At 64.3% G+C, this 23,087-nt stretch carries 21 protein-coding genes; 13 read left to right on the plus strand and 8 right to left on the minus strand.

Annotated elements, in window-relative coordinates:
* Positions 1-112: 112 nt before the first annotated feature.
* Both AC1D2G_RS02400 and AC1D2G_RS02405 read right to left on the minus strand, forming a co-directional pair.
* A complete protein-coding gene (locus AC1D2G_RS02400) occupies positions 113-1,390 on the minus strand; it encodes a polyhydroxyalkanoate depolymerase (RefSeq protein WP_095083871.1) in 1,278 nt (425 codons plus the stop codon).
* 314 nt (positions 1,391-1,704) lie between these two features.
* The gene (locus AC1D2G_RS02405; protein WP_477280679.1) at positions 1,705-2,064 is read right to left on the minus strand and encodes a septal ring lytic transglycosylase RlpA family protein; all 360 of its coding nucleotides are present in this window, start codon (positions 2,062-2,064) and stop codon (positions 1,705-1,707) included.
* A gap of 309 nt (positions 2,065-2,373) precedes the next feature.
* Between AC1D2G_RS02405 and AC1D2G_RS02410 the strand changes: the two genes are divergently transcribed.
* The gene (locus AC1D2G_RS02410; protein ID WP_477411745.1) at positions 2,374-2,559 is read left to right on the plus strand and encodes a hypothetical protein; all 186 of its coding nucleotides are present in this window, start codon (positions 2,374-2,376) and stop codon (positions 2,557-2,559) included.
* Positions 2,560-2,567: 8 nt separating this feature from the next.
* Here the strand turns inward: AC1D2G_RS02410 and AC1D2G_RS02415 are convergent, their stop codons facing one another.
* Positions 2,568-2,759 carry a hypothetical protein gene (locus AC1D2G_RS02415; RefSeq protein ID WP_477411746.1) on the minus strand — a complete coding sequence of 64 codons (192 nt, stop codon included), beginning with the start codon at positions 2,757-2,759 and terminating at the stop codon, positions 2,568-2,570.
* Between the two features lie 942 nt (positions 2,760-3,701).
* Between AC1D2G_RS02415 and AC1D2G_RS02420 the strand changes: the two genes are divergently transcribed.
* Both AC1D2G_RS02420 and AC1D2G_RS02425 read left to right on the plus strand, forming a co-directional pair.
* Complete coding sequence (locus AC1D2G_RS02420; RefSeq protein WP_477411747.1) at positions 3,702-4,151, plus strand: RrF2 family transcriptional regulator; 450 nt, start codon at positions 3,702-3,704, stop codon at positions 4,149-4,151.
* 28 nt (positions 4,152-4,179) lie between these two features.
* Positions 4,180-5,514 carry an FAD/NAD(P)-binding protein gene (locus tag AC1D2G_RS02425; protein WP_477411748.1) on the plus strand — a complete coding sequence of 445 codons (1,335 nt, stop codon included), beginning with the start codon at positions 4,180-4,182 and terminating at the stop codon, positions 5,512-5,514.
* Positions 5,515-5,518: 4 nt separating this feature from the next.
* On the opposite strand, the gene AC1D2G_RS02430 is transcribed toward AC1D2G_RS02425, so the two are convergent.
* Positions 5,519-6,289, minus strand: coding sequence for a type 1 glutamine amidotransferase domain-containing protein (locus AC1D2G_RS02430; protein ID WP_477411749.1), 771 nt, complete (start codon positions 6,287-6,289; stop codon positions 5,519-5,521).
* Positions 6,290-6,358: 69 nt separating this feature from the next.
* On the opposite strand from AC1D2G_RS02430, the gene AC1D2G_RS02435 reads away from it, so the two are divergent.
* Positions 6,359-6,760 carry a winged helix-turn-helix transcriptional regulator gene (locus AC1D2G_RS02435; RefSeq protein WP_477411750.1) on the plus strand — a complete coding sequence of 134 codons (402 nt, stop codon included), beginning with the start codon at positions 6,359-6,361 and terminating at the stop codon, positions 6,758-6,760.
* A 10-nt stretch (positions 6,761-6,770) separates the two neighbouring features.
* On the opposite strand, the gene AC1D2G_RS02440 is transcribed toward AC1D2G_RS02435, so the two are convergent.
* Together AC1D2G_RS02440 and AC1D2G_RS02445 are read right to left on the minus strand one after the other, a co-directional pair.
* Positions 6,771-7,418: a cysteine hydrolase family protein gene (locus tag AC1D2G_RS02440; RefSeq protein ID WP_477411751.1), complete on the minus strand. Its 648-nt coding sequence runs from the start codon at positions 7,416-7,418 to the stop codon at positions 6,771-6,773.
* Positions 7,415-7,747 (minus strand): hypothetical protein, encoded by a 333-nt coding sequence (locus AC1D2G_RS02445; protein WP_477411752.1) that lies wholly within the window; start codon positions 7,745-7,747, stop codon positions 7,415-7,417. Before AC1D2G_RS02445 ends, AC1D2G_RS02440 begins: the two co-directional genes overlap by 4 nt.
* A 300-nt stretch (positions 7,748-8,047) precedes the next feature.
* Between AC1D2G_RS02445 and AC1D2G_RS02450 the strand changes: the two genes are divergently transcribed.
* The 7 genes from AC1D2G_RS02450 (at position 8,048) to AC1D2G_RS02480 (ending at position 17,456) form a co-directional block, all read left to right on the plus strand.
* A complete protein-coding gene (locus tag AC1D2G_RS02450) occupies positions 8,048-9,487 on the plus strand; it encodes a pyridoxal-phosphate dependent enzyme (protein WP_477411753.1) in 1,440 nt (479 codons plus the stop codon).
* On the plus strand, positions 9,484-10,668 hold the full coding sequence (locus AC1D2G_RS02455; protein ID WP_477411754.1) for a trans-sulfuration enzyme family protein: 1,185 nt from the start codon (positions 9,484-9,486) through the stop codon (positions 10,666-10,668). Before AC1D2G_RS02450 ends, AC1D2G_RS02455 begins: the two co-directional genes overlap by 4 nt.
* A gap of 292 nt (positions 10,669-10,960) precedes the next feature.
* Complete coding sequence (locus AC1D2G_RS02460; RefSeq protein WP_477305549.1) at positions 10,961-11,932, plus strand: GlxA family transcriptional regulator; 972 nt, start codon at positions 10,961-10,963, stop codon at positions 11,930-11,932.
* Positions 11,933-12,254: 322 nt separating this feature from the next.
* Positions 12,255-13,559, plus strand: a complete 1,305-nt coding sequence (locus AC1D2G_RS02465) for a M24 family metallopeptidase (protein WP_477411755.1) — start codon at positions 12,255-12,257, stop codon at positions 13,557-13,559.
* Positions 13,560-13,821: 262 nt separating this feature from the next.
* Positions 13,822-14,502 (plus strand): isochorismatase family protein, encoded by a 681-nt coding sequence (locus tag AC1D2G_RS02470; RefSeq protein ID WP_477411756.1) that lies wholly within the window; start codon positions 13,822-13,824, stop codon positions 14,500-14,502.
* Positions 14,503-14,544: 42 nt separating this feature from the next.
* A complete protein-coding gene (locus AC1D2G_RS02475; protein ID WP_477411757.1) occupies positions 14,545-15,513 on the plus strand; it encodes an alpha/beta hydrolase in 969 nt (322 codons plus the stop codon).
* A 302-nt stretch (positions 15,514-15,815) separates the two neighbouring features.
* The gene (locus AC1D2G_RS02480; protein WP_477411758.1) at positions 15,816-17,456 is read left to right on the plus strand and encodes an ABC transporter substrate-binding protein; all 1,641 of its coding nucleotides are present in this window, start codon (positions 15,816-15,818) and stop codon (positions 17,454-17,456) included.
* Between the two features lie 386 nt (positions 17,457-17,842).
* Here the strand turns inward: AC1D2G_RS02480 and AC1D2G_RS02485 are convergent, their stop codons facing one another.
* Together AC1D2G_RS02485 and lepA are read right to left on the minus strand one after the other, a co-directional pair.
* Positions 17,843-18,355: a hypothetical protein gene (locus AC1D2G_RS02485; RefSeq protein WP_477411760.1), complete on the minus strand. Its 513-nt coding sequence runs from the start codon at positions 18,353-18,355 to the stop codon at positions 17,843-17,845.
* Positions 18,356-18,890: 535 nt separating this feature from the next.
* Entirely contained in the window at positions 18,891-20,696 is a 1,806-nt protein-coding gene (lepA, locus tag AC1D2G_RS02490) for a translation elongation factor 4 (protein ID WP_477224817.1), read from the minus strand.
* A 228-nt stretch (positions 20,697-20,924) separates the two neighbouring features.
* Here lepA and AC1D2G_RS02495 point away from each other — a divergent pair, with 228 nt between their 5' ends.
* Both AC1D2G_RS02495 and AC1D2G_RS02500 read left to right on the plus strand, forming a co-directional pair.
* Entirely contained in the window at positions 20,925-21,989 is a 1,065-nt protein-coding gene (locus AC1D2G_RS02495; RefSeq protein ID WP_095083855.1) for a TadE/TadG family type IV pilus assembly protein, read from the plus strand.
* A gap of 375 nt (positions 21,990-22,364) precedes the next feature.
* Positions 22,365-23,063 carry a DUF1223 domain-containing protein gene (locus AC1D2G_RS02500; RefSeq protein WP_477411762.1) on the plus strand — a complete coding sequence of 233 codons (699 nt, stop codon included), beginning with the start codon at positions 22,365-22,367 and terminating at the stop codon, positions 23,061-23,063.
* Positions 23,064-23,087: the final 24 nt, after the last annotated feature.

The raw sequence follows: 23,087 nt of genomic DNA on the forward strand, positions 1-23,087 counted from the left end.
GATTGATAGCATGGTTACCCGAGGGGCAGGACAGCGGCACTTGTGCAACAGAATCGGCTGCACAGAATTGGCCGGCTGGCCAGCCAATTTCCAGGATTTTCGCTGCGGCGACCTATCTTTTGGCGACGCGGACCAGCTTCGGCTTCACCGCAACGCGGTTCTGGCGACCATAGCTGGTGATGAAGTCGACGATGCGCGGCACGATTTCGGAGCGGAAGCGCGAGCCGTTGAACACGCCGTAATGGCCGACCGCCGGCTGCATGTAGTGCGCCTTCTTGTCGGCAGGGATGTTGGGGCACAGATCGTGCGCCGCCTTAGTCTGGCCCAGGCCGGAAATGTCGTCGTTCTCGCCTTCGACCGTGAACAGCGCGACGTTGCGGATATCGGACGGATCGATCCGGGTGCCGCGATGCGTCATCTCGCCCTTGGGCAAGGCATGGCGCACGAAGACGGTGTCGACGGTCTGAAGGTAGAACTCCGCCGTCAGGTCCATCACAGCCAGATACTCGTCGTAGAAATCGCGGTGCTTCTCGGCATTGTCGCCATCATGCTTCACCAGGTGCATGAAGAAGTCCTTGTGGGCGATGATGTGGCGGTCGAGATTCATGCTCATGAAGCCTGACAGCTGCAGGAAGCCCGGATAGACCTCGCGGCCGAAGCCCGGCACCGGCCACGGCGCCCGCATCACGACATTCTCGCGGAACCAGTCGATGCCCTTTTCCTCGGCCAGGAGATTGACCGCGGTCGGGTTGCAACGGGTGTCGATCGGCCCGCCCATCAAGGTCATGGTCGAGGGCACGAAAGGGTCGCCGCGCGTCTCCATCAGCGCCACGGCCGCAAGCACCGGCACGGAAGGCTGGCACACCGCCATCACATGGGTGTCGGGGCCGAGCGCGTGCAGCATGTCGATGATGTAGTCGATGTAGTCGTCGAGATCGAAACTGCCGTCGGCGAGCGGCACCATACGGGCGTCGACCCAGTCGGTGATGTGCACGTCGGCATAGGGCAGCATCGCTTCGACCGTGCCGCGCAGCAGCGTCGCGTAGTGGCCCGACATCGGCGCCACGATCAACAGCTTCGGATCCGCCCGGCGCCCGGCGGGCACGGCGCGTTCGAAGCGCAGGAGATTGCAGAACGGCCGCGACCACACGGTCTTCTCGGTGACCTCGACGCTCTTCCAGTCGACCACCGTCTTGTCGAGGCCGAATGTCGGCTTGCCGTAGCGGCGCGTGGTGCGCTCGAACAGTTCGGCGGTCGCGGCGACCGAGCGGCCCCATGATGTATGCGAAAACGGATTGAGCGGATTGGTGTAGAACATGCGCACCGCGTCGGCATAGAGACGCGCGGGCTGCATGGCGGCGTGGTTCATTTCATAGAGCTGGTAGAACATCGAGAACCCCGCTGCTGCCTGCGACTGAAGGGACGACGAGCAGCGTCATGCCTTGAATGTCTCGCGGGGAGGTTAACAACTAATTGCTGCGATGCAATACGTCATGTGGGGTGACTAACGCTTCTTTCGTCCAAAGCCTTGAAAATCCGGCCTGAACGGCGCAGCCGGCTCACTGTGCGGCGCGAAGTGTGTAAGAAATGTGTCTGGCTTTGGTGCCGGACACCCGACCATGATTCCCGAAAAGTGGATTGCGGTTTTCTCGGACAAACGGAAAACCGTTTTGTCCAGAGATCATGGTCCAGGCAATAGCAATATCAGACGCGCGCCATGCAGACGGCGGTATGGCCGGAGCCGATGAAGCCGAGCTGGCCGGCGGCACCCTTCGACAGGTCGAGCACGCGACCCCTGATGAACGGGCCGCGATCGTTGATGCGCACGATGACGCTGCGACCATTGTTCTGGTTGGTCACCCGAAGCTTGGTGCCGAAAGGCAAGGTCCGGTGGGCGGCGGTCATCGCCGACGGGTTCATGCGCTCGCCCGATGCGGTTTTGGAGTGCAGGGCGTACCAGGAGGCACGGCCGCACTGGCCAGCGGCGGCTGCCGAAGATGCGCCGGCCATCAGGCCAGCAACCAGCGTTACCGCGACAAGCGCGGTCTGTTTTGTCGTATTCATATTTGGGGGATGGCTCCGTTTTTGACAGACCCCAGCCGTTAGGTGTCGAATAAGGCGTGAAATGCGGCAATCATCTGGCGGTTCCGTGGCAGTGGCACACGTTTGGAGTCGCCGGGTAACAGTCTGTTAGGGATTTTCGGCAGACCGATGATCAATTGTCGATGATCTTCGTGCCGATATCGGCGACTTGTTTGACAAGATCGAACGACAATATCCAAGTAGAGGCCGAAGCGTTCGGGCCATTTCCTTTGGCTCTTTCATAGCGCTCACCACGCCGCCACCGATCGACTTCGAAAGGGAGATCCGTCAATGAGACTGACCAAAAATCTGCTGGCGTTAATTGTGTTTGCCGTCGGCGCGGTATGGTCGCTACAGGGCATCGGCGTGGTCGGCGGCAGCTTCATGACCGGTCAGTCGCAATGGCTCTATACCGGCCTCGTCACCATGCTGGTCGGCCTGGTCGGACTGGTGTGGGCGAACCGTTCAACGGGGTGAGTTGCCCTTCACTGAGACCAATATTGCCAGGCCCAGCAAAAACTCTCGTCACGCGGTGGCAGGCGGTCGCGCGCGGCGTCCCAGCGCACCGGCGCCGGCGATCGCGGGTCCTCGTTTGTCCGTTTGTCATTGGACGCCAGGCCCAGCAGCCAGGCGCCGAAATGGCGGAACAGCACGGCGGTGGGATGGGTCATCGTCATTCCCCCTTTTCCGATCATTCCCTTCCCGCCTTGAGGTCGTCGGCCATGGCCGGACCGAGGAAGGCGGCACCGGCACGGGCTGCCGACGAAAGCAGAATGATGCGTCGCGAAATGGTGGACATGAAGGGCTCCTGGCAAAGAGAAAACCGGAATGCCCTATGATAGTCCGCTAATTCTATCGCTCTTGTAGAGTTAAATCCTTCCAGCCAGGACGGGCTTGTTAGAATAAATGCATTGGTGGCGCGGTGCCGCAGCGGACAAGCGGGCTGTCTTTCGAGATTGGGTGAAGCCCACCAGGTTCGTCATCCCTGGGGCGGAGCAACGCGAAGCGGAGCGCAGACCCTGGGATCCATGCCGTGATGCCAGAGCGCTGCTACGATGCAGAAGAGAAGAAGAAGAAGGGGATGGCGACAGAACGGACGTTGATTCTCCTCCGTTGAATTCTTCGACGGATGTCACGGCATGGATCCTCGGGTCTGCGCGACGAGCTTCGCTCCTGTTCCGCCGTGGATGACGAAGTCGGGGGCCGCCTCAACAGCTTGGACGCTGGGAACGAACGAGAATTCCCGCCGCGACCCTCCCCAGGCAAATCCATGCCTCAAACAGCCGTGGATTTGAAAACCCGTTCCGCGTCTTCGGGGGTAAGTATAGTAACCTTATCGACATTGGGAACTGGAGGCGACGATGAGCGGCCACCGTATCGCGATGATCGCTGACAACGCACTTGGGCTGTCAAAGCCGTGCGGTTGTGTCCCTGCGGGCACAAAAGCCTGCCAAAATGGCTATTGCGCCTGAAAACGAAGCAAAATCAACAGCTGTTGGCTTGTACATCATGTCACTAGAATTTATGTGTCATGGCAGCTTGGACGCGGCGGGGTCGCAGGTCGGGCGTTTGGCAACCGATGGTTTCGCGCCGTCGCATGACAGAGAAATTTTGATTTCATGCTCACGAAAAAGGGCAAGTACGGCCTCAAGGCGCTCGTACACCTCTCGCGACTGCCGGTCGGACAGCTCGCTTTCGTCAACGACATCGCCACCGGCAACAACATCCCGAAGAAATTTCTCGACGCCATCCTCGGCGAGCTGCGCAATGCCGGCTTCGTCCAGAGCCGCAAGGGCAAGGAGGGCGGCTATCGCCTGGCGCGGCCTGCCGACGAGATCAAGGTCGGCCACGCCGTGCGCGTGCTCGACGGGCCGCTGGCGCCGATTCCTTGCGCCAGCCGCACCCAGTACCAGCGCTGTGAAGATTGCAACGAGGCGACATGCCAAGTCCGACATCTGATGCTCGAGGTCCGGCAGGCGATCGCCGAGGTGCTCGATCAGCGCAGCCTCGCCGAGATGCGCGACATGGCTGTCGACGACCTGCCGGTGGTGGTGAAGGTCCAGGCCTGACGCGCGCACTTCGCACGAGGCCGGGCGCATGACCGGGCGCGCCAACTCGATCATCATTGTCGGTGGCGGCGCCAGCGGCGTCGTGATGGCCGCGCATCTCTTGAAATCGCCCAATCCCGATCTGCGCGTTACGCTGATCGAAAAGCGCCCGCATTTCGGCCAGGGCATCGCCTATTCCACGCTGCTGTCGGCGCATGTGCTGAATGTCAGTGCCGCCGGCATGAGCGCCTATGCCGACGATCCCGGCAATTTCTGGCGCTGGCTGTTGGAGCGCGGCCTGGCGACATCGGACCAGGCGCCGGTCTACGCGCCGCGCAGCCTCTATGCCCGTTACCTCAAGGAACTGCTCGAAGAGCTGGAAACGCGCGAACGCGAAACCGGCCGGTTGCGCCTGATCCGTGAGGAGAGCCTCTCGATCACGCCGACCACGTCCGGCGTCGAGGTCGCGCTCGCCAACGGCACCAGCGTCGTCGCCCATCTCGCCGTGCTGGCGACCGGCCATGACGAGGAGCCGGCGCAGGGGCACGCGATCAGGATGGGCTCTGAAGCCGACACGGCACTTGCCCCCGACAGCCGCGTCATGGTGCTCGGCACCGGTCTCAGCATGGTCGATGCCTTTCTCTCCCTGGAGCAGCGCGGCCATCGCGGCGACATCGTCGCGGTGTCGCGGCGCGGCCTGCTGCCATCGCCGCATCGCAAGGGCAATCCGATCAAGCTCGACGTCGCCGACATCCCGCTCGGCACCCAGCTGTCCTATTTCGTCGGCTGGTTCCGCGACCTGATCAAGCAGAACCAGAAGGCCGGCATTGACTGGCGCGACGTCGTCGACGGCTTGCGGCCGTTCAACCAGAAGATCTGGCAGAACTGGCCCGCATCCGCCAAGCGCCGCTTCGTCGAACACACCAAGGCCTGGTGGGACATCCACCGCCATCGCATGGCGCCCGAAGTCTATGCCCGCGTCACCGAGGCCGTGCAATCCGGCCGCATCCGCCTGGTCGCCGGGCGCGTCGTCGACATCGCCCGGAACGGCGACTTCACGGTCCAGGTCCAGTCGCGCCACACGCAGCGCCTCGAAACCTTCGAGGTTGCCCGCATCTACGATTGCTCGGGCATCGTCAGGGACATCTCGACCTCGTCGAACAGCGTCGTGCGCTCGCTGGTCGACCGCGGCCTGGCGCGGCCGGACCCGCTGCGCATCGGCCTCGACGTGTCAGCCAATTGCGAGATCATCGCCGGCGACGGCGGCGTGTCCGCCAAGATCCTGGCCGTTGGCCCGCTGACCCGCGGGACCTTCTTCGAGATCGACGCCATCCCCGACATCCGCGTTCAATGCGCCAGGCTGAGCAAGCGATTGCTGGGCTAGGAGCCTAGCCGCCCAGCGCCTCGCAAACGGCGCGTGCGGTCTCGGCGCCTGAAAAATTCTGCTGGCCAGTGATCAGATTGCCGTCGCGCACGGCAAAAGGCCGCCACAGTCCGGCCTGGATATAGTTGGCGCCTAGGGCCTTCAGCTCATCCTCGATGCGCCACGGCATCAGATGCTTTCCGCGCTCGAGCGCGCCCATCTCCCAGGTGGCTTTGTCGGCAAAATCCTCCTCGGCATTGGCGAAGCCCGTCACCGTCTTGCCGGCCACGAGCAAAGATCCGTCCGCGCGCCGGGCATAGCGCAGCAGCGCGGTGCCGTGGCACAAAGCGGCGGCAACCTTGCCGGCTTCATGGAAGGCGACGAACGTCCGTTGCAGGCCTGTCGCGTGCTCATACGTGAACATCGGCGCCTGGCCGCCGGCGACGACGATCGCGTCGAAGCTTTCGACCTCGATCTCCGCCACCGGCCGCGTGCTGTCGACCAGGGCACTGAGTTTCGGGCTCGATAGGAAGCCGAGCGAGATGAGGTCGGTCTGCGAATAGCCCGACGGATCGCGCGGGTCGCTCAGCGCATCGGCCTCGCATTTGCCGCCATTGGGCGAAAAGATCTCCACCGCATAACCGCGTTCGGTGAAAGCGAACCACGGGTGGGTTAGCTCGCTCCACCAGAAGCCGACCGGCCACCCGGTCGTGGTCGAGAGTGCCGGGTTGGCGATGACGATCGCCACTCGCTTCGGGTTCTTCGCATCAACCGGATTGGCGTCCCGCACGCTCATCGCCGCTCTCCCTTTGAAGGCCTGCTGCCGACTGATACGGACGCGGCCCTGCGCTGCCTAGCTGGCCAGATGGCCTGGCAAATTCTGCTTCAGGCGCTGCCGGGCCTTGCCTACCATGCGTGCATGACCCAACGCGGTAGGCTTTACGGCTGCCCGGTCGAGTTCGCGCTCGATGCGCTCGGCGGCAAATGGAAGACGGTGATCCTGGCGCGGATCAAGCAACAGCCGCTGCGCTATTCCGAACTGCGGCGGACGATCCCGTCGCTGTCCGACAAGATGTTGACGCAGCGGCTCGCCGATCTCGTCGACATCGGCTTTGTCGTGCTGGAGGCGTCGCCCGATGGCAAGGGGCGCTACACCTTGACCGACCGCGGCCGCGATCTGGCAACCACCTTGCAAGCGCTCTATGACTGGGGAGACGTGCACGGACGCGCTGTCGGCGTCCGCTTCCGCACCGAGATCGAGGCCTAGCAAGGCGCGCCTATCTCCCTGCGGCGAGCGCGCCGCAAAAACCCGCGACATCGGTGATGACAGCTTCGCCAAGAAAGCCCAGCGTCGCCATCGAGCGGTCGCGCGCTTCCTGGTTGCCGAAGCCGCAGGCGTCCTCGATTACCACCGCCACGAAACCATTGTCGGCCGCCTGCCGGACCGTCGGCTCGATGCCGATTTCCATCGCCACTCCGGCGAGTGCGACCGCACGCACCCCGCAATCGTGCAAGGCGAAGCTGAGCGCTGTGGAATCGAAGGCCGACATGGTCAGCTTGTCGAACACCGCCTCGTCGGCGCGTGGCGCGAGTTCGGGAATGATTTGCGTGGCTTCGGCATCGCGCGGGAACCACGGCTCGACCATGTCTGGGCTATCGCACCGCTGCCAGGCCATGGCGGTGCGCAGCTGGGTTGCGCCCATCCATTTGCGCGGCAGCGACAAATGGCGTGTGAACGCCACTCGCATGCCCGCCGAGCGCGCCGCTTCGAGCACCATACCGGTGCATTCGACGATCGCTGCCGCCCCAGTGATCTGGCGGCAGATGCCGACCTGCATGTCGTAGACCACAAGCGCCATGCGGTGCGGGTCGCACCACTGCGCCAGGCTGGTCGGGATCTCGATCCCTTCGCTTGACCGGATCATGCGGCCGTCCTGTCCCAGGGTTGGGCGATGTCGACGGTGGGATCAAACAGATATTCGAGCGGCAATGGTGCGGGATCGAAGGCGAGAAAATGCCATTCCAGCAGCCCGGCCTTCGACAGCGGAAAGTCGTCGGTGTAGCGCCTGGCCGCCTCGACGCTGTCGAGCTCGAAGACGATGATCACACCGCCGACATCGGCTCGTGCGTAGTTTTCGCGGACGATACCCGCCTTCCAAAGCCGCCAGACATTCGAGACCTCGTCGCGCAGATAGGGTTTCAGATCGTCGATGGTGACGCCGGGCTTGAAATTATCATAGGCGATGATCTTCATCGAAGGTTTCCCTGCGTTTGGCCCCGAACGCCATGAGCGCGACCGCATCAGGGCGCCTCATGCCTCCCGGCTAGCATGCGGAAATTGCGGCTCGCAACGAACGAGTTGGTGCGTCGAGACGATCGGTGGCCGTGCCGAGGAAATCAGCCTGTCAGGGCGGCGCCGCCAGATTGTGGAATGACATTCTCCATCTGGCCGGTTGATTGGCACGATCTATCTTCTTTCCGACTGCAAAGGGCTGGAAAAGAGGATACGCTGCCGCTCTGCCCCGAGGCGGTCGCTTGATCATGGAGCATCGATATGAGCGAGCAGAAGATCGCCGCGGCTGGCAGTGCGCCCCCGGAAAGCGCGACATCCCGCCTGCGTCCGCCCTATGCGTCGGTACTCGACCTGATCGGCCAGACGCCGGTGGTCGAGCTGACCAAGTTCGACACCGGCAAGTGCCGGCTGTTCATCAAGCTTGAGAGCCAGAATCCCGGCGGCTCGATCAAGGACCGCATCGCGCTGTCGATGATCGCCGCCGCCGAAAAGCAGGGCAAGCTCAGGCCAGGCGGCACCATCGTCGAGGCGACCGCCGGCAATACCGGCCTCGGTCTCGCCCAGGTCGGCATCCCCAAGGGCTACCGCATCGTGCTGGTCGTACCTGACAAGATGTCGCGCGAAAAGATCCAGCACCTGCGCGCGCTCGGCGCTGAAGTGCGCATGACCCGCTCCGACGTCGGCAAGGGCCACCCCGAATACTACCAGGACATGGCGGAGAAGATCGCCGCCGAAGTGCCGGGCGCCTTCTATGCCAACCAGTTCGCCAACCCTGCCAACCCGCTGGCGCATGAAACGACCACCGGTCCGGAAATCTTCTCGCAGCTCGGCGGCGATGTCGATGCGGTGGTCGTCGGCGTCGGCTCGGGCGGCACGCTGACCGGGCTTGGCCGCTACTTCGCCAAAGTGTCGCCGAAGACCGAAATGGTGCTCGCCGATCCGGTCGGCTCGGTGCTGGCGCCGCTGATCAAGACCGGCAAGATGGAAGAGGCCGGCAGCTGGACGGTGGAAGGCATCGGGGAGGATTTCGTGCCGCCCAATGCCGACCTGTCGCTGGTGAAAAAGGCTTACGCCATCCCTGACAAGCAGAGCATGCTGGCCGTGCGCGACCTCTTGTCGAAGGAAGGCATTCTCGCCGGCTCGTCGTCGGGCACGCTGCTGTCGGCCGCTCTGCGCTATTGCCGCGAGCAGACGGTCGCCAAGCGCGTCGTCACCTTCGTCTGCGACAGCGGCAACAAATATCTGTCGAAGGTGTTCGACGATTTCTGGCTGGCCGAACAGGGCCTGGCCGAGCACGAGCAGCATGGCGATCTGCGCGACCTGGTCATGCGCACCCACCGTACCGGCGACACCGTCTATGTCGGTCCCGACGAAAGCCTGCTCAACGCCTATGGCCGCATGCGCCGCTCCGATGTCTCGCAGCTGCCGGTGCTCGACAATGGCAAGCTCATCGGCATCGTCGACGAGAGCGACATCCTCGCCCATGTCGACGGCCCCTATGACGGCCGCTGGGAGCGCTTCAACGGCCCGGTGCGCACGGCGATGACCTCCAGCCTGCACACGCTGCAGGCCAGCCAGACGCTCGACGCGCTGCTGCCGGTGTTCGACCGCAACGAGGTCGCCATCATCTTCGACGGCGACGAATTCGTCGGCCTGATTACCCGCATCGACCTGATCAACCATTTGAGGCGCGCACGATGACCAGCCACACACCACCACCATCGGGCAAAAATCGCCTGGCCTTCTCGACGCGCACCATCCATGGCGGCCAGAGCCACGACCCGCTGACCGGCGCGGTGATGGTGCCGATCTACGCCACCTCGACCTATGGCCAGCAGTCGCCCGGCGTGCACAAGGGCTTTGAATACGCCCGCAGCCAGAACCCGACTCGCTTCGCCTTCGAGCGTGCCGTGGCCGACCTCGAAAGCGGCTCGGCAGCTTTTGCCTTCGCCTCCGGCCTGGCGTCGATCGCCACCGTGCTCGAGCTGCTCGACAGCGGTGCCCATATCGTCGCCACCGACGACATCTATGGCGGCTCCTTCCGGCTGATGGAGCGGGTGCGCAAGCGCTCTGCCGATCTCAAGGTCAGCTTCGTCGACTTCACCGACCTTGCCGCGGTCGAGGCGGCGATCCGCCCGGAGACGAAACTGCTCTGGGTCGAGACGCCGACCAACCCGCTGCTGCGCATCGTCGACCTCGAAGGCGTCGCCGCCCTTGCCAAACGCAAGGGGGTTCTCACCGTCGCCGACAACACGTTCTGCAGCCCCTACATCCAGCGGCCGCTGGAGCTCGGCATCGACATCGTCGTCCACTCGACGACCAAATATCTCAACGGCCATTCCGACATGGTTGGCGGCGTCGCCGTGGTTGGCGACAACAAGGACCTCGCCGCGCAGCTGAAATTCCTGCAGAACGCCATCGGCGCCATCTCGGGTCCCTTCGACAGCTTTCTGGCGCTGCGCGGCCTGAAAACGCTGGCGCTCAGGATGGAGCGCCATTCCGCCAACGGCCTCAAGATCGCGCAGTGGCTGGAGGCCCGCAAGGACGTGCGCCGGGTCATCTATCCCGGTCTCGCCAGCCATCCGCAGCACGCCATCGCCGTCCAGCAGATGCATGCCTTCGGCGGCATGATCACGGCCGTGCTCGACCGCGACCTCGCCGGTACGAAACGCTTCCTCGAACGCACGCAACTCTTCACGCTTGCCGAAAGCCTCGGCGGAGTGGAGAGCCTGATAGAACATCCCGCGCTGATGACGCATGGCTCGATCCCGGCCGAGAAGCGGACGGAGATCGGCATTTCGGATTCGCTGGTGCGGCTGTCGGCGGGCATCGAGGACGGCGATGATCTGATTGCGGATCTCGACCAGGCGCTGGGGGCGTGAGGGCACGCCGCAGCTCGCACGCGTGAATACTTACCGATGTCGGCGCCCCCCTCATTGCCCTGCCGGGCATTTCTCCCCGTATAGTGACGGAGAGAAAGAAGCTGGCCGCAACGCCGTCGCCATCCTTGCAATGCTGGTGATTGGCGAAACCATTGATGACAGCGTCCCTCTCCCCGTCACTATACGGGGAGAGGATGCCGGCAGGCAGGTGAGGGGCAGCGCCAACCTCTCGCAATATGGGTTCACCACCCCCGTTGACCCCGAACCCCATCTGCCCGAATTGTAGCGCCCCATGGCAGCGCACGCCCCTCAAAAACCCGCCGAAACGCCCCTCACCTTCGCCGTGCTGGTGTTTCCCGGCTTTCCGATGATGGCGTTCAGCTCGGTCATCGAGCCGCTGCGCGCTGCCAATGTGCTGGCCAAGCGGCAGTGCTACCGCTGGATCATCGTCGGGGCCACCCCAGGTCCGGTCGAGGCCTCGAACGGCGTCGTCATCCAGCCAGGCTTTTATGCCGGGGATGCGCCCAAGGTCGACCGCATCGTCGTCTGCTCGGGCGGCGATGCCGATCACCTCGTCGCCGAGGATGCCGCCAGTTGGATCCGCAAAAGCCTGCGCAACGGCGCCCATATCGGCGCGGTGGCGGATGCCGCGTTCTTTCTTGCTCGCGCGGGCCTGCTCGACGGCCATGCCTGCACCTTGCACTGGACCAGCCAGGCCGCCTTCACCGAGGCGTTCCCCAACATCGAGCTGAGACGCGACCTCTATGTCATCGACCGCAAGCGCTTCACCTCGGCCGGCGGCGTCGGCAGCCTCGATATGATGCTGGAGATCATCACGCGCGACTATGGCGCCGAGCTCGCCGCCGGCGTCGCCGAATGGTTCGTGCACAGCCAGCTCCGCTCCAGCATCGATCGCAAGATGATGCCTTTGCGCCTGCGCACCGGCGTCCAGAACGAGCTGGTGCTGTCGGCCATCGCCATCATGGAGGATGCGGTCGAGGAGCGGCTCGGCATGGCCGAACTCACCGCCAGGCTCGGCGTGTCCTCAGACAAGCTCGAACGCTCCTTCCGCTCCGAACTCGCCATCTCGCCCAACGGCTACTACCGGCGGCTGCGGCTGAAGCGCGCCGCCGATCTTCTGGCGCATTCGACCCTCGCCGTGCGCGACGTGGCGCTGGCCTGCGGCTTTGCCTCGATGTCGAGCTTTGCCCGGGCGTTTCGCGAGGAGCATGGCCATCCGCCGAAGCTGGCGAGACGGCATTAGGGCGGCGGACGTACTAGGCGCGACGTCGAGTTCCGTCCCACCCCCCCTCTGTCCTGCCGGACATCTCCCCCACAAGGGGGAGATCGGATTGCATCTTTGCTTTCGCCAATCTCCACGTCGCAAGAGAGGCGGCGGCATCGAAGCTGCCAATCTCCCCCCTTGCGGGGGAGATGTCCGGCAGGACAGAGGGGGGTGCTGCCCCTCCAGCGTTCCGCATAAGATCCCAGCGGCATCCCGCATAACCCCTGCGGTTTTCCGCACAATCCTTCCGTCCCTCATGCGCCATGGTCAACCCTTGCAACCCAGCCAAGGCCGCACACCCATGAGCATCGTCGTTTTCGACCCCGACAGCACGCAGGACGTCGACTTCAAGGATCGCATGCGCCACCCCGCGGCGGCCGATCCGGCCGGCGGCATGTGGCTGTCCGACACCGAGCCGTCCTTCATCGATGCGGATGCTTTGCGAAAAGGCCGGCTGGCAAAGCTGCGCGGCTGGATGCGCGAGGCCGGCTATGGCGGCGTCGTGCTGTTCGACCCCTACAACCAGCGCTACGCCACCGGCTCGCGCAACATGTTCGGCTATTTCCTGCGCAACTCGACCCGCTATTTCTTCATCCCTACCGTCGGGCCGATCGTGCTGTTCGAATACCCGCAGAGCTACCATGTCTCGATGGTGCTCGACACGATCGACGAGGCGCGTCCTTCCAAGCTGGTCTGGTCGTCGGTCTCCGGCCGCGACGACGAGACATCAGGCCCCTTCGCCGACGAGATCGCCGAGCTGTTGAAGCTGCATGGTGGCGGCTCGATGAAGCTCGGCCTCGACCGCTGCAGCCATCTGCAGGCCCTCGCCTTGGAAAAGCGCGGCTGCGAGGTCCGGGATTGCCAGGGCGAAATCCTCGCCGTGCGCGCGGTCAAGACGCCCGAGGAAGTCAAATGCCTGCAGGTGTCGATGGCCGGCGCCGAGGCCGCCGTCTATGCCGTGCGCGAGGCGATCAAGCCCGGCGTGTCGGAAAACGACCTGTTCGCCATCATGTATGGCGAGGTCATCCGCCAGGGCGGTGAGTTCATCGAGACCCGGCTGTTGACCTCCGGCCAGCGCACCAACCCGTGGTTCAACGAGGCCAGCGGCCGCAAGATCCGGCCCGGCGAATTGTTGGCGCTCGATACCGACACCATTGGCTGCTACGGCTATTATTCCGACTTCTCCCGCACCTTCCGCTGCGGGCCGGGCAAGCCGACGCCCTACCAGAAATCGCTCTACCGCATGGCCCATGACCAGGTTCAGCACAACATCGGCATCGTCAAGCCTGGCATGGCCTTCCGCGAGATCGCCGAAAAGGCCTGGAAGATCCCCGACCGCTTCGTCGACCAGCGCTACACCTCGGTCATGCACGGCGTCGGCATGCATGGCGAAACGCCGTTCATCGCCCACGCCATGGACTACGAGACCTATGGCCGCGACGGCCATATCGTGCCAGGCATGGTGGTGAGCGTCGAAAGCTATATCGGCGAGAAGGGCGGCCGCGAGGGCGTCAAGCTGGAGGACGAGATCCTGATCACCGACATTGGCACCGAACTCCTGTCGCGTTTTCCGTATGAGGATGAGTTTCTGGAGAAGCAGGTTTGATGCTGGCATACAACGCTCGCAACGAGCGCATCATTCCCTCCCACCCCCCTCTGTCCTGCCGGACATCTCCCCCGCAAGGGGGGAGATTGGCAGCGTCGCCGGCAGCGCTGTTTCCTGCAACTCTGGCGATTGGCGAAGGTATTCGCGACGGCCGATCTCCCCCCTTGCGGGGGAGATGCCCGGCAGGGCAGAGGGGGGTGCTGTCCCACTGGCATGTGAAAGAGTCTTGGACTGCTTCGTCCTGGAATGACGAAGGCACCGCATGAAAACCCCCATCGCCCTCAAGCGTGGCACGGTGGCCGCGGTGTTCATCGACCTGCAGGAGGAGCACCGGCAGGACCCCCGCTATCTGGTCGAGGGCTTTGCTGGCATCCTCGCCAATGTCCAGCGCCTGCAGGCGGCGGCGCGGCAGAATCATGTGCCGCTCTATCACTGGGCCTACATCGTCGATCTCGACAAGCAGGATCGCCCGTTTCATCCGCTCGGTGCCGACGGCAAGTCGGCCTTTTCAGACAAGAGCGACCCGCTGACCGAAATCTGCCGTGAAGTCGCGCCCGCCAAGGGCGAAGCCTTGCTGGTCAAGGCCGAGGCCAGCGCCTTCCGCACCGGGCCGGCGGCCCGCGACCTCAAGTCGGTCGGCATCGAATGGCTGGTCGTTGCCGGCGTCTGGACCGAGGCCTGCATCGACGCCACCGTGAAAGATGCCGTCGCCAAGGGTTTTCGCGTGCTTTTGGTCAAGGATGCCTGCGGCAGTGGCAGTGCCGCCATGCACCAGACTGGCATCCTCAACCTCGCCAACCGGCTCTATGGCGGCGCCGTCACCGATACCGAAGGCGCATGCCGGCTGCTGGCGGGCGAAAGCGTCACCGCCTGGCAGGTCGAAGGCTCGGTGCCGCTGCGCTTCACGTTTGAAAACGCGGCGGAGCTCTACGCCGAGCTGTAATGCATGTCGCCCAAAAGTGTGCGGCGGTTTTGGGACAACAACATGCACAAAAAAGTAGCCGGACCGAGCATCAGCCGCGGCAAATACGAAACCCGGCTCGACCCGGCTTTGTGGGCCTATATCGACGCGGTCAACACCTGGTATCCGCCCGAGATCATCGGCCTGCCGATCGACAAGCAGCGCGCCGTCTACGACAGGATGTGCCGTGCCTTCCACCCGGGCCGCCCGCCAGGGGTCAAGGCCAGCGACGGCCTGATCGCCGCCGCCGGCCGCGACATCCCGGTCCGCCGCTACCAGCTTGCCGGCAAGGCGGCAGCGGCGATGGTGGTCTATTATCATGGCGGCGGCTTCATCCTCGGTGGGCTCGACAGCCATGACGACATCTGCGCCGAAATCTGCGCCGGCACCGGCTTCGACGTGCTGTCGGTCGACTACCGGCTGGCGCCGGAGCATGTTCACCCCGCCGCCTTCGACGATGCCATGACAGCCTTCGAATGGGCGGCAGCGGCCACCGGCCTGCCGCTCGCGCTGTGCGGCGAAAGCGCCGGCGGCAACCTCGCCGCGGCAGTGGCGCGGGCGACGCGCCGCCACGCCGCGATCGGCCAGGTGCTGATCTATCCCGAACTCGGCGGCGACGAAGGTGCGGGCTCCTATGTCAAGCACGCCGACGCGCCGCTGCTGTCGCTGCACGACATCGCCTTCTACCGCGACGTCCGCTCGACCAAGGCACAATCACCGGACGACCCAACCTTCTCGCCGCTGCGCGGCCGCGATTTCTCCGGCCTCCCGCCGACAGTGATCGTGTCAGCCGAATGCGACCCGCTGTCGTCGGATGGCGAGGCCTACCGCGACCGCATCCTGGCCGCCGGCGGCAAGGCGTTCTGGCGCGAGGAGCCCCGCCTCGTGCACAGCTTCCTGCGCGCCCGGAACACGGTGCCGGCGGCGGCCGAGGCGTTTGCGCGGATCATCGCGGCGGTTGCTGCGCTGGGCCGGGGCGAGTGGCCGTATTGACTTTTCAAGGCTTGGGTTCCTCGCCCCACGAAAGTGGGGAGAGGTGGCTCGGCGAAGCCGAGACGGAGAGGGGACCGCCCTATGAGAGCCCCCTCTCCGGCCGCTTCGCGGCCACCTCTCCCCCGCTTTGCGGGGGCGAGGAACCCAAGCTGGAACTGCGGAGCACCGCACAATCACTGCGGAAAACCGAACACTCCGCTACGTCACCCCGCCTTATCATCCCTCAGGCAATGGCGCCCCGGCGGTCGCGTCCGCCCCCGCGTCTGTCGACCGGCCGGGGCGCCCAACAAGAGGGAACGACGATGAAATTCATGCTGACCGACCGGAAACTGCACCCCCGGGCAAAGCCCGTCGCCGACGATTTCAGGACGGGCGGCATCAACCGCCGCGAATATCTCGCAGTGATGGCCGGCCTCGGCGCCAGCGCCGCCGGCGCGCTGGCGCTGGGCGGCCTTGCCTCGACGCCCGCCCGCGCCGCCGAGCCCAAGCGCGGCGGCACCTTGCGCGTCGCCATGAACGTCAAGGGGTTCAAGGACCCGCGCACCTTCGACGGCGTCGAAATGTCCAACGTCGCCCGTCACTGCAACGAATATCTGGTGCGCTGGAACACCGACTTCTCCTTCGAGCCCTGGCTGCTCGAAAGCTGGGAGGCGAGCGACGACGCCAGGACGCTCACCCTGCATGTGCGCAAGGGCATTTCTTGGTCGAACGGCGATGCCTTCAACGCCGATGATGTCATCCACAACCTCACCCGCTGGTGCGATGCCTCGGTAGCCGGCAATTCGGTCGCCGCGCGCATGGGCGCGCTGGTCAATGCCGACACCAAGAAGCTGGTCGATGGCGGCATCCAGAGGGTCGACGACTTCACCATAAAGCTCAATCTGCCCAAACCCGACATTTCGCTGATCGCCGGCATGGCCGACTATCCGGCGCTGATCATGCACCGCTCCTATGGGGGCGACGGCGACCCGCTGAAGGCGCTCGCCATCACCACCGGCCCGTGCGAGCTGGTCAGCTGGAATGCTGAGACCGGCGCCGAGGTGAAGCGCAAGGAGAAGCCGTGGTGGAAGGGCGAATTCTACCTGGACGGTATCAAATGGGTCGACTACGGCTCCGACCCCAACGCCATGCTGTCGGCCTTCGAATCCGGCGAGATCGACACCGACCACGAGACCGCCTCCGATGCCGTCTCGCAGACCGACAAGATGGGGCTGAAGAATTCCGAGATCGCCACCGGCTCCACCATCGTCGCCCGCTTCAATGTCGGCAACGCGCCCTATGACGACGCCAAAGTGCGCCGCGCCGCCCAGCTCGCAGTCGACAATTCCGCCGTGCTGAAGCTCGGCCTCGACGGCCGCGGCAAGCCCGCCGACAACCATCATGTCGGCCCCATGCACCCCGAATATGCCGATATCGGCCCGGCCAAGCGCGACGTGGAGGGGTCAAAGAAACTGCTCGCCGAGGCCGGCAAGGCCGACCACGAGTTCGACCTCATCTCCGTCGATGTCGAATGGCAAAAGAGCACCGGCGACGCGATCGCCGCGCAGATGCGCGAGGCCGGCCTGAAGATCAAGCGCACCGTGCTGCCGGCCGCCACCTTCTGGAACGACTGGAGCAAATATCCCTTCTCCTGCACCGAATGGCTCGGCCGCCCGCTCGGCGTCCAGGTGCTGGCGCTGGCCTACAAATCCGGCGCCGCCTGGAACGAAAGCGCCTACGCCAATCCGGAGTTCGACACGCTGCTCGACAAGGCGCTGGCGATGCCCGACGCCAAGGCGCGCAAGGAGATCATGGCCAAGATCGAGCAGAACCTGCGCGAGTCCGGCATCATCATCCAGCCCTACTGGCGCTCGGTCTACCGCACCTACCGCAAAGGCATCGAAGGCTGCGAACAGCACCAGGCACTCGAGCAGCACTTTGAGAAGGTGTGGATCGAAAGCTGAGCGGTAGCCGTCCTTGGTTCCTCGCCCCCGTGAAACGGGGGAGAGGTGGCCCGGCGAAGCCGGGACGGAGAGGGGGCGACATCCGCGAAGTCAAAGTCGCGTCGAGGACAGAGGGCTGACTGGCACGACAGGAAGCCTATAAGGAACCCTTTGAAGCAACCCTCCCAGACTCGGCGCAGTCCCCTCTCCGTCCCGGCTTCGCCGGGCCACCTCTCCCCACTTCGTGGGGCGAGGAACCCAAGCCTGAGAGAGCCGCAGCCAGATGAGGGGCGGCGCTACCGCTGATCTTCCCTTCTCCCCCAGTGGGAGAAGGTGGATTGCCGCAAAGCGGCAAGACGGGTGAGGGTGTTCCAGCTTGGCGATACATCAACAGCGCGGCACGCCGCTCACCGCCCAGGCCTCACCAAGGTCCAGATCCACCCGATGAAGGTCAGCACCAGGAACGGATAGCCGGCGGCGGGCAGCGGCGACGAGGTCGGCAGCAAGGGCGCGCCCCACAGGATCATGCCCGCCGAGGCGACAAACAGGGCGGCAGCCACGACAGCGGTCAGCCGCATCCAGATCGCAAAAGTGTTCGCTGCGCTGACCATGACAAGCCCCGCCGCCCAAAGCGAGATGCCGCCGGCATAGGAGGGAACGCTGGCCTGCAGGCCCGCCGCATTGCCGGCCAGCAGCAGGCTCTCGCCGGCGAGGAAGGTGAGGAACCCGGCCGCGACGCAGTCATTGCCCAGCCGCTGATACTTCATCGTCAGCAGCGCGGTCGCCACCACCAGTGCTGTGCCGTCGATCGCCCACAGCGTTTCGCGCAGCGCGTCGCTCGCGACGAAGGTGCCGGCCATTCCCAGGGCGCCACCGATGGCGAGGCCGATCGCGGCGACGGTGTCCAGATTGGAACGCATTTTTATGTCTCCCCCAAGCCGTGCGGAGGATACGCCTACGCGGTGCATTCTCAAAGGGAGCTGTCCGAAAGCGAAGCAGAGTGTCGAGAGGTTGCCGTCTGCCTCTGGCGATCCAGCGGCGGGGCAAAATGGCCGGCGCGAATGCCGGTGAGGGCAGCTGCCTGAGCCCGCGCCGGCCACTGGCGAACTGATTAAGGTCCGCCGCCCGATTTTTCTACCGCTCCGGCGCTGCAGGATCAACCAACTCAGGGTTGGTGCGGACTCGAACCAACCTTCCCTGGCATCATTTGTTATTGCGGGAACTGGGTGTCGTCCGCGCGATGATCGGGAAAGCCGTGTGCGTCCAGCACCACCTGAAAGCTGCGGTCAAACGCCCCGCACGTCATGAACAGCCGAAGCCGACACAGCCGAGCGCCACCAATCCGTTCTGGGACAGAGATCATACTTGATCCTGAAATGGCTGCGAGCTTGCGGAGATTTGAAGACATCCGTAACTAGCTTCACTAGGTCTGTCAGCAGATAGGCGACCGGCTTCTCAGTCCCCCATCTTCAGTGCCTGGATAAACGCCTCCTGCGGGATATCCACCTTGCCGAACTGGCGCATCCGCTTCTTGCCCTCTTTCTGCTTGTCCAGCAGCTTGCGCTTGCGCGAGACGTCGCCGCCGTAGCATTTGGCGGTCACGTCCTTGCGCAGCGCCGAGATGGTTTCGCGGGCGATGACCTTGCCGCCGATGGCGGCCTGGATCGGAATCTTGAACAGATGGTGCGGGATCAGCTCCTTGAGCTTCTCGCACATCTGCCTTCCGCGCTTTTCCGCCGCCGTGCGGTGCACCAGCATCGACAGCGCGTCGACCGGCTCCTCATTGACCAGGATCGACATCTTCACCAGGTCGCCTTCTTTGTAGTCGGTGAGGTGGTAGTCGAACGAGGCATAACCCTTGGAGATCGACTTCAGCCGGTCGTAGAAATCGAAGACGACTTCGTTGAGCGGCAGATCGTAGGTCAGCATGGCGCGCTTGCCGACATAGGACAGGTCGGCCTGGATGCCGCGCCGGTCCTGGCAGAGTTTCAGGATGCCGCCGAGATAGTCGTCGGGCGTCAGGATGGTGGCGCGGATCCACGGCTCCTCGATGGCCGAGATTTTGACCACGTCGGGCATGTCGGCCGGGTTGTGCAGTTCCTTCATCGAGCCGTCGGTCAGCAGCAGCCGGTAGACGACGCTGGGCGCGGTGGCGATCAGGTCGAGGTTGAACTCGCGCTCGAGCCGCTCCTGGATGATTTCCAGATGCAACAGGCCAAGGAAGCCGCAGCGGTAGCCGAAGCCGAGCGCCGCACTCGTTTCCATTTCATAGGAGAAGGAAGCGTCGTTGAGGCGCAGTTTGCCGACCGCGGCGCGCAGATCCTCGAAATCGGCGGCGTCGACCGGGAACAGGCCGCAGAACACCACCGGCTGCGCCGGCTTGAAGCCGGGCAGCGCTTTGGCGGTGGCGCGCTTGTCTTCGGTGATGGTGTCGCCGACGCGGGTGTCGGCCACTTCCTTGATCGAGCCGGTGAAGAAGCCGAACTCGCCGGGGCCGAGCTCGTCGACATTGATGCGGGCGGGCGTGAACACGCCGGTGCGCTCGACCAGGTATTTGGCGCCGGTGCCCATCATGCGGATGGTCTGGCCCTTCTTCAGCACGCCGTCGATGATGCGCACCAGCACGATGACGCCGAGATAGGCGTCGTACCAGCTGTCGACCAGCATCGCCTTCAAGGGAGCCGTGGCGTCGCCCTCGCGCGGCGGCGGCAATTGGTGGACGATCGCTTCCAGCACATCGGGAATGCCAAGCCCGGTCTTGGCCGAGATCAGCACGGCGTTGGAAGCGTCGATGCCGATCACCTCCTCGACCTGCTCGCGGATGCGCTCGGGCTCGGCGGCCGGCAGGTCGACCTTGTTCAGCACCACGACGATCTCGTGGTTGTTGTCGATCGCCTGGTAGACATTGGCCAGCGTCTGCGCCTCGACGCCCTGCGAGGCGTCGACCACCAGCAGCGAGCCCTCGCAGGCGGCGAGCGAGCGCGACACTTCATAAGCGAAGTCGACATGGCCGGGCGTGTCGATCAGGTTGAGGATATAGTCCTCGCCATTGTTGGCGCGGTATTTCAGCCGCACGGTCTGCGCCTTGATGGTGATGCCGCGCTCGCGCTCTATGTCCATCGAGTCCAGCACCTGTTCCTTCATGTCGCGCAGCTCCAGCCCGCCGGTCAGCTGGATCAGCCTGTCGGCAAGCGTGGATTTGCCATGGTCGATATGGGCGACGATGGAGAAATTTCGGATGTGGTCGAGGGGCGTGCTCATGGCGGGCGCTTTAGCAGGGGCTTGTTGCTGCGGCAAGCGCTGTACCGCCACCGGGCAAGCGCCGTACCGCTGGCGGGCAAGCGGCAGTGCCGATGCCGGGGCGCGGGAACTTGTCGGCTTTATCGGGGGATGTCGCGGAAAGTCGATAAATTTTAACCAAGTGCGTTAGAGCAATATTCGTGACTGCCATGTTAGCCCGTGGAGATATTCGTTTGTAAGGATCACGACATGCGGGGGTTAGCAGGCAGGTTTGTCAGGTCGAGGAGCGGCTCGTTCACGCCGATCCTCATCTTCGCCATGATGCCGATTATTGCCGCCATCGGCTTCTCGGTCGACTACACCTCGGCGGTCCAGACCAGGTCGGACATGCAGTCGGCGCTCGATGCCGGCATCCTGTCGATCACCACGATGGCGACGACCTCGACGCTGGCGCAGCGCCAGGTGGTGTTGCAGGATTCCTTCGCCGCCAATGGTGCACCGACGGGGGCCACCGCGACGCTGAACAGTTTCGTGGTCGGCACTGACGGCACCGCCACCGCGCAGGCCACGGCAAATTACTCGATGCCGACCGTTTTCATGCAGATCGCCAGGATCAACACTGTGCCGGTCGCCGTCGCGTCGGCGGTGAGCAAGTCGCCGGCGCTGGTGCAGACCACCTTCAAGGTAACCGGGGTGTCAGGTTACTGGAACAAGACGATGACGCTCTACGGCACGCAATTCGGTGCCACGGTGGCCAAACCGCTGATGACGATCAACTATACCTATGGCAACACCAAGGATCCCAAGGGCTACGGCACCACCACCGTCAACACCATCACCAATTCGGGCGGCCAGGACGTCACCACGATGGTCCAGAAGCAGGTCTGCTCCGTCGGCAACAATCCGCCGAACGGGGTGTCGGTCAAGACCGATGCGAGTGGCACGAAATATTACTGTGTCGATACGATGTATCCGTCCACTGGCTCCGGCGCGGTGATCGATGTCAGCCAGATGAGCGGTCTCTACCTGCAGATGGACGTGCCATCGGGCAACCCGACAAAGCTGATGTCGAACGATCCGAACACCTCCAACCGGCTCTACAATGGGGTGAGCGCGAACGGCCTGACGGAGATCGCGACCGGGCAGAACGTCGACATCTTCAGCATCGTGCCCTGCGGCATTCCGGGCTATCAGGCCTGGGAGGACGGCGGCAATGCGGTGCCGGCACCAGCCTCCAATGCCGACTTCTTCTACACCGTCACCGGCAAGTGCGACTTCAACAAGCGGCCCTCCGAGACGCTGCTGACGCAGTGAAGCTGCCAATCTCCCCCACGTGGGGGAGATGGCCGGCAGGCCAGAGGGGGGCGCTGTCCCGCCGACCTTGTCATTGTCGGCGATGTCCGCCCTCACTTTTCTCAGAGCGATCTGACCATCATTGCACACTGTCGCGCGGCGCCACCGTCGATCGCGCCTATGTTGGTGCTCTATGGCGCCCCCCTCTGTCCTGCCGGACATCTCCCCCACGAGGGTGGAGATCGGCTGCCGCGACCGGTTTTGCCGATCTCCAGCGTCGCAAAGGCGCTAACGACAACGATCACAAACCGGTGAGCGCTGTAACAAAGCCTCGGCCGGCGGCGAAGTGGGGACATGAGCGGCGCATCGGGGCGCCGTCACCCACGGAGCCAGCCGATGTCGCGTTCCTGCAAGTCACTCGTCGTGTCCAGCCTCGGCGCGCTCGCGCTCGCCACGTCGCTAGGTGCGGCGCAAGCCCAGCCGCTTACCGTGGTCGAACTGTTCACCAGCCAGGGCTGCTCGTCCTGCCCGCCGGCCAACGCCAATCTGATCAAGGTCAAGGACCAGCCGGACGTGCTGGCGCTGTCCTTCAACGTCACCTACTGGGACTATCTCGGCTGGAAGGACACATTCGGCCGCCAGGAATTCACCCAGCGCCAGGTCACCTACGAGCCCTCCCTTGGCCATGACGGCCCGTTCACCCCCCAAGTGGTGGTCAATGGCCGCGCTGATGTCGTCGGCGCGGCGCCGGGCGAAATCCAGCAGCTGATCTCGAGCACCGACCGCGCCAGCGGCCCGTCGCTGTCGCTCGTCGGCGGCAAGGTCAGCATCGGCGCCGGCTCGGCGCCGGGCGGCCGGGCCGATGTCTGGGTGGTGCACTATGCCAAGGGTGTCGTCGAGGTGCCGGTGGCGCGCGGCGAAAACACCGGCCGCACCTTGCCGCACGCCAATGTCGTGCATTCGCTTGAGAAGCTCGGCAACTGGACCGGTGACGCGACGGCGCTGAATGTGCCGGTCGCTTCAGGCGGGCTCAGCACCGCGGTGCTTGTCCAGTCGCCGGGCGGCGGACCGATCCTGGCCGCCGCGACCAACTGATGTTTCCCCTGCGCATGGTCCCGG

The organism is Mesorhizobium sp. P2_C7, from assembly GCF_056404515.1.

Bases quoted from the DNA above. Each gene is read 5' to 3' on its own strand.
- AC1D2G_RS02400 (WP_095083871.1), bottom strand. From the start codon at position 1,390: ATGTTCTACCAGCTCTATGAAATGAACCACGCCGCCATGCAGCCCGCG.
- AC1D2G_RS02405 (WP_477280679.1), bottom strand. From the start codon at position 2,064: ATGAATACGACAAAACAGACCGCGCTTGTCGCGGTAACGCTGGTTGCT.
- AC1D2G_RS02410 (WP_477411745.1), top strand. From the start codon at position 2,374: ATGAGACTGACCAAAAATCTGCTGGCGTTAATTGTGTTTGCCGTCGGC.
- AC1D2G_RS02415 (WP_477411746.1), bottom strand. From the start codon at position 2,759: ATGACGATGACCCATCCCACCGCCGTGCTGTTCCGCCATTTCGGCGCC.
- AC1D2G_RS02420 (WP_477411747.1), top strand. From the start codon at position 3,702: ATGCTCACGAAAAAGGGCAAGTACGGCCTCAAGGCGCTCGTACACCTC.
- AC1D2G_RS02425 (WP_477411748.1), top strand. From the start codon at position 4,180: ATGACCGGGCGCGCCAACTCGATCATCATTGTCGGTGGCGGCGCCAGC.
- AC1D2G_RS02430 (WP_477411749.1), bottom strand. From the start codon at position 6,289: ATGAGCGTGCGGGACGCCAATCCGGTTGATGCGAAGAACCCGAAGCGA.
- AC1D2G_RS02435 (WP_477411750.1), top strand. From the start codon at position 6,359: ATGGCCTGGCAAATTCTGCTTCAGGCGCTGCCGGGCCTTGCCTACCAT.
- AC1D2G_RS02440 (WP_477411751.1), bottom strand. From the start codon at position 7,418: ATGATCCGGTCAAGCGAAGGGATCGAGATCCCGACCAGCCTGGCGCAG.
- AC1D2G_RS02445 (WP_477411752.1), bottom strand. From the start codon at position 7,747: ATGAAGATCATCGCCTATGATAATTTCAAGCCCGGCGTCACCATCGAC.
- AC1D2G_RS02450 (WP_477411753.1), top strand. From the start codon at position 8,048: ATGAGCGAGCAGAAGATCGCCGCGGCTGGCAGTGCGCCCCCGGAAAGC.
- AC1D2G_RS02455 (WP_477411754.1), top strand. From the start codon at position 9,484: ATGACCAGCCACACACCACCACCATCGGGCAAAAATCGCCTGGCCTTC.
- AC1D2G_RS02460 (WP_477305549.1), top strand. From the start codon at position 10,961: ATGGCAGCGCACGCCCCTCAAAAACCCGCCGAAACGCCCCTCACCTTC.
- AC1D2G_RS02465 (WP_477411755.1), top strand. From the start codon at position 12,255: ATGAGCATCGTCGTTTTCGACCCCGACAGCACGCAGGACGTCGACTTC.
- AC1D2G_RS02470 (WP_477411756.1), top strand. From the start codon at position 13,822: ATGAAAACCCCCATCGCCCTCAAGCGTGGCACGGTGGCCGCGGTGTTC.
- AC1D2G_RS02475 (WP_477411757.1), top strand. From the start codon at position 14,545: ATGCACAAAAAAGTAGCCGGACCGAGCATCAGCCGCGGCAAATACGAA.
- AC1D2G_RS02480 (WP_477411758.1), top strand. From the start codon at position 15,816: ATGAAATTCATGCTGACCGACCGGAAACTGCACCCCCGGGCAAAGCCC.
- AC1D2G_RS02485 (WP_477411760.1), bottom strand. From the start codon at position 18,355: ATGCGTTCCAATCTGGACACCGTCGCCGCGATCGGCCTCGCCATCGGT.
- lepA (WP_477224817.1), bottom strand. From the start codon at position 20,696: ATGAGCACGCCCCTCGACCACATCCGAAATTTCTCCATCGTCGCCCAT.
- AC1D2G_RS02495 (WP_095083855.1), top strand. From the start codon at position 20,925: ATGCGGGGGTTAGCAGGCAGGTTTGTCAGGTCGAGGAGCGGCTCGTTC.
- AC1D2G_RS02500 (WP_477411762.1), top strand. From the start codon at position 22,365: ATGTCGCGTTCCTGCAAGTCACTCGTCGTGTCCAGCCTCGGCGCGCTC.